At 62.5% G+C, this 6,531-nt stretch carries 5 protein-coding genes; all 5 read left to right on the top strand.

Annotated elements, in window-relative coordinates; genetic code table 11:
* The first annotated feature begins 149 nt into the window (after positions 1-149).
* Positions 150-1,130 carry a GlxA family transcriptional regulator gene (locus tag ACW9I6_RS29585; protein ID WP_003214334.1) on the top strand — a complete coding sequence of 327 codons (981 nt, stop codon included), beginning with the start codon at positions 150-152 and terminating at the stop codon, positions 1,128-1,130.
* Positions 1,131-1,439: 309 nt separating this feature from the next.
* Positions 1,440-2,660 carry an aspartate aminotransferase family protein gene (locus tag ACW9I6_RS29580; protein ID WP_003214332.1) on the top strand — a complete coding sequence of 407 codons (1,221 nt, stop codon included), beginning with the start codon at positions 1,440-1,442 and terminating at the stop codon, positions 2,658-2,660.
* A 244-nt stretch (positions 2,661-2,904) separates the two neighbouring features.
* The gene (aruF, locus tag ACW9I6_RS29575; RefSeq protein WP_003214328.1) at positions 2,905-3,924 is read left to right on the top strand and encodes an arginine/ornithine succinyltransferase subunit alpha; all 1,020 of its coding nucleotides are present in this window, start codon (positions 2,905-2,907) and stop codon (positions 3,922-3,924) included.
* Positions 3,925-3,973: 49 nt separating this feature from the next.
* Positions 3,974-4,999 carry an arginine N-succinyltransferase gene (gene astA / locus ACW9I6_RS29570; protein ID WP_003214325.1) on the top strand — a complete coding sequence of 342 codons (1,026 nt, stop codon included), beginning with the start codon at positions 3,974-3,976 and terminating at the stop codon, positions 4,997-4,999.
* Positions 4,996-6,465, top strand: coding sequence for a succinylglutamate-semialdehyde dehydrogenase (gene astD / locus ACW9I6_RS29565; protein WP_168197533.1), 1,470 nt, complete (start codon positions 4,996-4,998; stop codon positions 6,463-6,465). The genes astA and astD overlap by 4 nt, the downstream gene beginning before the upstream one ends.
* Positions 6,466-6,531 lie beyond the last annotated feature (66 nt).

The following is a 6,531-nucleotide window of genomic DNA, read 5'->3' as shown; positions in this document are numbered from 1 at the left end:
AGTCGATACATCCGGTGACTGATCCACCGCTTTCGCGAGCAAGCCCGCTCCCACATTTGGATCTTCACCCGCTTTAGAGATTTGTGTTGGTTTACGGGCTAGCATTGGCCTTTGTCTTCATTACTGTTACTCGCTTCGGATAGCACTCCATGACTGCCCATCGAATTGGTTTCCTGATTTGGCCCAGCACTAAAGCACTGACGCTTGCGCTGGCTGAGGAGGCCTTGCGCGTTGCTCAGCGGGTGCATCCGGACGTGGTGTACGAACTCTCGTTCTTGCAGGCCGAACCGCCAATCGACGGGGCCTGGCAACTGCCGGGTGAACCCTGGGCCGGCAAGCTGGAAGGCTTTCAAAAGCTATTCCTGCTGGCGGATGAACCACCGACCGTCATCGCCTCCCAGCTCAGCACCGCCCTCAAGCAACTGGTGCGCGCCGGCTGCGTGATCGGCGGCCTGTCGGCCGGTGTGTATCCGCTGGCCCAGCTCGGTCTGCTCGACGGTTACCGCGCCGCTGTGCACTGGCGCTGGCAGGACGATTTCGCCGAGCGTTTCCCCAAGGTGATCGCCACCAGCCATCTGTTCGACTGGGACCGTGACCGCCTGACCGCCTGCGGTGGCATGTCGGTACTCGACCTGCTGCTGGCAGTGCTGGCCCGTGACCACGGCGCCGAACTGGCCGGGGCAGTCTCGGAAGAACTGGTGGTAGAGCGCATCCGTGAGGGCGGCGAGCGCCAGCGCATCCCACTGCAAAACCGTCTGGGTTCCAGCCATCCAAAGCTGACCCAGGCCGTGTTGCTGATGGAGGCCAACATCGAAGAGCCGCTGACCACCGACGAAATCGCCCAGCATGTGTGCGTGTCCCGACGACAGCTCGAGCGGATCTTCAAGCAATACCTCAATCGCGTCCCCAGCCAGTACTACCTGGAACTGCGCCTGAACAAGGCCCGCCAGATGCTCATGCAAACCAGCAAGTCGATCATCCAGATCGGCCTGTCCTGCGGCTTCTCCTCGGGGCCGCACTTCTCCAGCGCCTACCGCAACTTCTTCGGCGCCACCCCTCGTGAAGACCGCAACCAGCGCCGCAGCAGCAGCCCGTTCGAATTGTCGTCGGTGCCGTCCGAGCGCGGCTAGGCATCAGTGCTCGGCCGGCATCTCCAGGCATGGCGCTGTTCCTGTGCGCGGATGAGATCAACAGCAGACCAAAACGGCCATCGGCGACGGCATTGGATAGTTGTGCCTCACCGACCGCCCAAAACCGGCCCGGGCGGTTTAAACTGCGCCATTGCGATGCTATTTGTCGCATTGGCGTAAACCCGCGAAAATCGCGGGTTGGCGCTATAAGAAGTTGTCGCTTGGCGGCAAGGCCGCGCTGAAAACTGTCCTTACAATCCCTGCATCGCCCGCCAGTTTCAGGCAGGCGTTCCTCTTCAGGAGACTCCGATGTCCGTTGAGCAAGCCCCGGTGCAACGTGCCGATTTCGACCAGGTCATGGTTCCCAACTACGCACCTGCCGCTTTCATCCCCGTGCGTGGCGCAGGTTCCCGCGTATGGGACCAGGCGGGCCGAGAGCTGATCGACTTTGCCGGCGGCATCGCGGTCAACGTATTGGGCCACGCCCACCCGGCGCTGGTCGGTGCACTGACCGAACAGGCCAACAAGCTGTGGCACGTGTCCAACGTCTTCACCAATGAGCCGGCCCTGCGCCTGGCCCATAAGCTGATCGACGCCACGTTTGCCGAGCGTGTGTTCTTCTGCAACTCCGGCGCCGAAGCCAACGAGGCCGCCTTCAAGTTGGCCCGTCGTGTCGCGTTCGACCGCTTCGGCACCGAGAAGTACGAAATCATCGCCGCGCTGAACAGCTTCCACGGCCGTACCCTGTTCACCGTGAACGTGGGTGGCCAGTCGAAGTACTCCGACGGCTTCGGTCCGAAGATCGTCGGCATCACCCACGTGCCTTACAACGATCTGGAGGCGCTGAAAGCCGCCGTCTCGGACAAGACCTGCGCCGTGGTGCTGGAGCCGATCCAGGGCGAAGGCGGCGTGCTGCCGGCAGAACTGTCGTACCTTCAAGGTGCCCGCGACCTGTGCGACGCGAACAACGCGCTGCTGGTGTTCGACGAAGTGCAAACCGGCATGGGCCGCAGCGGCGAGTTGTTCGCCTATCAGCATTACGGCGTCGTGCCGGACATCCTCACCAGCGCCAAGAGCCTGGGCGGCGGTTTCCCGATCGCCGCCATGCTGACTCGCGAAGACCTGGCCAAGCACTTGGTGGTCGGCACCCACGGCACCACCTACGGCGGCAACCCGCTGGCGTGCGCGGTGGCGGAAGCGGTGATCGACGTGATCAACACGCCAGAAGTGCTGGCCGGCGTTAACGCCAAGCACGACTTGTTCGTTTCCCGTCTGGAGAAGATTGGCCAGCAATACGGCATCTTCACCGAAGTGCGTGGCCTGGGCCTGTTGCTCGGTTGCGTGCTGAGCGATGCCTGGAAAGGCAAGGCCAAGGACATCTTCAACGCCGCCGAGCGCGAAGGCTTGATGATCCTGCAAGCCGGCCCGGATGTGGTGCGCTTCGCCCCGAGCCTGGTGGTGGAAGATGCCGATATCCAGGAAGGTCTGGACCGCTTCGAACGTGCGGTGAAAAAGCTGACGCAAGCCTGATGGACCGTTGGGTGCCCGGCGAGTCGGGCGCCCAACACAAATTTTGTATGCCGGACTCTTTAGTTGAAGCTGTGAAGATCAAATGTGGCAGCGGGCTTGCTCGCGAATGCAGTGGCTCAGTCACCTGAAATGTTGAATGACACACCGCTTTCGCGAGCAAGCCCGCTCCCACACTTGACCTCACTGATTTCAAGATCGTGTCCGGCATTTTTTCCTGTGAGTTTTCGAGTTAAGGAGTGACACCATGCTGGTGATGCGCCCCGCGCAAATGGCTGATCTGGGCGAGGTACAGCGTCTGGCTGCGGACAGCCCGATTGGTGTCACCTCCTTGCCGGATGATGTCGAACGCCTGAGCGACAAGATCGCTGCGAGCGAAGCGTCCTTCGCCGCCGAGGTCAGCTTCAACGGTGAAGAAAGCTATTTCTTCGTCCTGGAAGACACCGACGCCGGCAAGCTGGTGGGCTGTTCGGCCATCGTTGCCTCGGCCGGCTACTCGGAACCGTTCTACAGCTTCCGTAACGAGACCTTCGTGCATGCTTCCCGCGAGCTGAAGATTCACAACAAGATCCATGTGCTTTCGCAGTGCCATGACCTCACCGGCAACAGCCTCCTGACCAGTTTCTACGTGGTGCCGGAGCTGGTGGGTTCGCCGTGGTCGGAACTCAACTCCCGTGGCCGCCTGCTGTTCGTGGCCGGCCACCCGGAGCGCTTCGCCGATTCGGTGGTCACCGAGATTGTGGGCTACAGCGACGAGAACGGTGATTCGCCGTTCTGGGACGCCATCGGCCGCAACTTCTTCGACCTCAACTACGCCGCTGCCGAGCGCCTGTGCGGGTTGAAGAGCCGGACCTTTCTCGCCGAACTGATGCCGCACTATCCGATCTACGTGCCGCTGTTGCCCGACGAAGCCCAGGAAGCCATGGGCCAGGTGCACCCGCGGGCGCAGATCACCTTCGACATCCTGATGCGCGAAGGCTTCGAGACCGACCATTACATCGACATCTTCGACGGCGGCCCAACCCTGCATGCGCGCGTCTCGGGCATTCGCTCGATCGCCCAGAGCCGTGTGGTGCCGGTGAAGATCGGTGAGATGGTCAAGGGTGTCGGCCGCCAGTACCTGGTGAGCAACGGCCAGTTGCAGGATTACCGCGCGGTGATGCTGGAGCTGGACTACGCGCCGGGCAAGCCAGTGACCCTGGACCTGGAAACCGCCGAAGCCCTGGGCGTCGGCGAAGGTGCCAGCGTTCGACTGGTAGCGGTTTAAGAATGAGTTTCGCGGGTGGCTTGCAAGGCGGCCCGTTTGAGGAGATAGCATGATCGTTCGTCCCGTACGCAGCAGCGATTTACCGGCCCTGATTGATCTGGCGCGCAGCACCGGCACCGGCCTCACCACCTTGCCGGCCAACGAAGAGCGCCTGACCCATCGGGTCGGCTGGGCTGAAAAGACCTTTCGCGGTGAAGCCGGGCGCGGTGATGCGGACTACCTGTTCGTGCTGGAAAACGACGAAGGTCGCGTGGTGGGGATTTCCGCCATCGCCGGTGCAGTCGGTCTGCGCGAGCCCTGGTACAACTTCCGGGTCGGCCTGACGGTCAGCGCCTCCCAGGAGCTGAACATCTACCGTGAAATCCCGACGCTGTTTCTGGCCAACGACCTGACCGGCAACTCCGAGCTGTGCTCGTTGTTCCTGCACGCCGATTACCGCAACGGCCTTAACGGCCGCATGCTGGCCAAGGCGCGCATGCTGTTTATCGCGGAATTCCCGCAGCTGTTCGGCAACAAGATCATCGCCGAGATGCGCGGCATGTCCGACGAAGCCGGGCGCTCGCCGTTCTGGGAAAGCCTGGGCCGGCACTTCTTCAAGATGGAATTCAGCCAGGCCGACTACCTCACCGGCGTGGGCAACAAGGCGTTTATCGCCGAGCTGATGCCGAAGTTTCCGCTGTACACCTGCTTCCTGTCTGAAGACGCGCGCAACGTGATCGGCAAGGTCCACACCGACACCGAGCCGGCCCTGAGCATGCTCAAGAGCGAAGGTTTCAGCTACCAGGGCTACGTCGACATCTTCGACGCGGGCCCGGCGGTGGAGTGTGAAACCACCAAGATCCGCGCCGTGCGCGACAGCGAAGCGCTGGTGCTGGCGATTGGTACGCCGGGCGACGACGCCACGCCGTTCCTGATCCATAACCGCAAACGTGAAGATTGCCGTATCACCGCCGCGCCGGCGCGGTTGGCTGCGGGCACCCTGGTGGTCGATCAACAGACCGCCAAGCGCCTGCAACTGATCGCCGGTGATCAAGTGCGTGCCGTACCGTTGTCCGCTGCCCGGGAGTCGAAATAATGAATTCGCTATACATCGCAGGTGAATGGCTGGCTGGCCAGGGTGAAGTGTTTGAGTCGCTGAACCCGGTGACCCAGCAGGTGGTGTGGTCGGGTAATGGCGCCACCGCCGAGCAGGTCGAGTCCGCCGTCCAGGCCGCACGCCAGGCGTTTCCGGCCTGGGCCAAGCGTTCGTTGGAAGAGCGCCTGAGCGTGCTGGAAGCCTTCGCCGCCAACCTGAAGAGTCGTGCTGACGAACTCGCCCGCTGCATCGGTGAGGAAACCGGCAAGCCTTTGTGGGAATCGGCGACTGAAGTCACCAGCATGGTCAACAAGGTCGCGATCTCGGTGCAAAGCTACCGCGAACGTACCGGCGAAAAGAGCGGCCCGTTGGGCGACGCCACTGCCGTATTGCGCCACAAGCCCCACGGTGTGGTGGCGGTGTTTGGCCCTTACAACTTCCCCGGTCATCTGCCTAACGGCCACATCGTACCGGCCTTGCTGGCGGGTAACACCGTACTGTTCAAACCGAGCGAACTGACCCCGAAAGTCGCCGAGTTGACCGTGCAATGCTGGATCGACGCCGGCCTGCCGGCGGGCGTGTTGAACCTGCTGCAAGGCGCACGGGAAACCGGGATCGCCCTGGCGGCGAATCCGGGCATCGACGGTCTGTTCTTCACCGGCTCCAGCCGCACCGGCAACCATCTGCACCAGCAATTCGCCGGGCGCCCGGACAAGATCCTCGCGCTGGAAATGGGCGGCAACAACCCGCTGGTGGTGGACGAAGTGGCCGATGTGGATGCGGCCGTGTACACCATTATCCAGTCGGCGTTTATCTCCGCTGGCCAGCGTTGCACCTGCGCCCGTCGCCTGCTGGTGCCGGAAGGCGCCTGGGGCGATGCGTTGCTCGCACGCCTGGTGGCGGTGAGCTCGACCATCGAAGTCGGCGCATTTGACCAAACGCCGGCGCCGTTCATGGGCTCGGTGATTTCCCTCGGTGCTGCCAAGGCGTTGATGGATGCCCAGGAATTGCTGCTGGCCAATGGCGCGGTGGCGCTATTGGAAATGACCCAACCCCAGGCCCAGGCTGCGTTGCTGACGCCGGGGATTATCGATGTGACCGAGGTTACGGAACGCGCTGACGAAGAGCTGTTCGGCCCACTGCTGCAAGTGATCCGCTACGCTGATTTCGAGGCGGCGATTGCCGAGGCCAACAACACTCAATACGGCTTGGCGGCCGGGTTGCTGTCGGATTCCGAGGCGCGTTACCAGCAGTTCTGGCTGGAAAGCCGTGCCGGGATCGTCAACTGGAACAAACAGCTGACGGGTGCTGCGAGCAGCGCGCCATTTGGCGGGGTAGGGGCTTCGGGTAACCATCGCGCCAGCGCCTATTACGCGGCGGACTATTGCGCGTACCCGGTGGCCTCCCTTGAGACCCCGAGCCTGGTGCTACCGGCGACGTTAACCCCGGGTGTGACGCTGATCTAAATGTGGGAGCGGGCTTGCTCGCGAAGGCGGTGTGTCATTCAACATTTCAGGCGACTGAACCACCGC

The organism is Pseudomonas sp. SDO5522_S412 (genome assembly GCF_054071215.1).
This window is presented reverse-complemented; position numbering and strand designations above follow the sequence as displayed.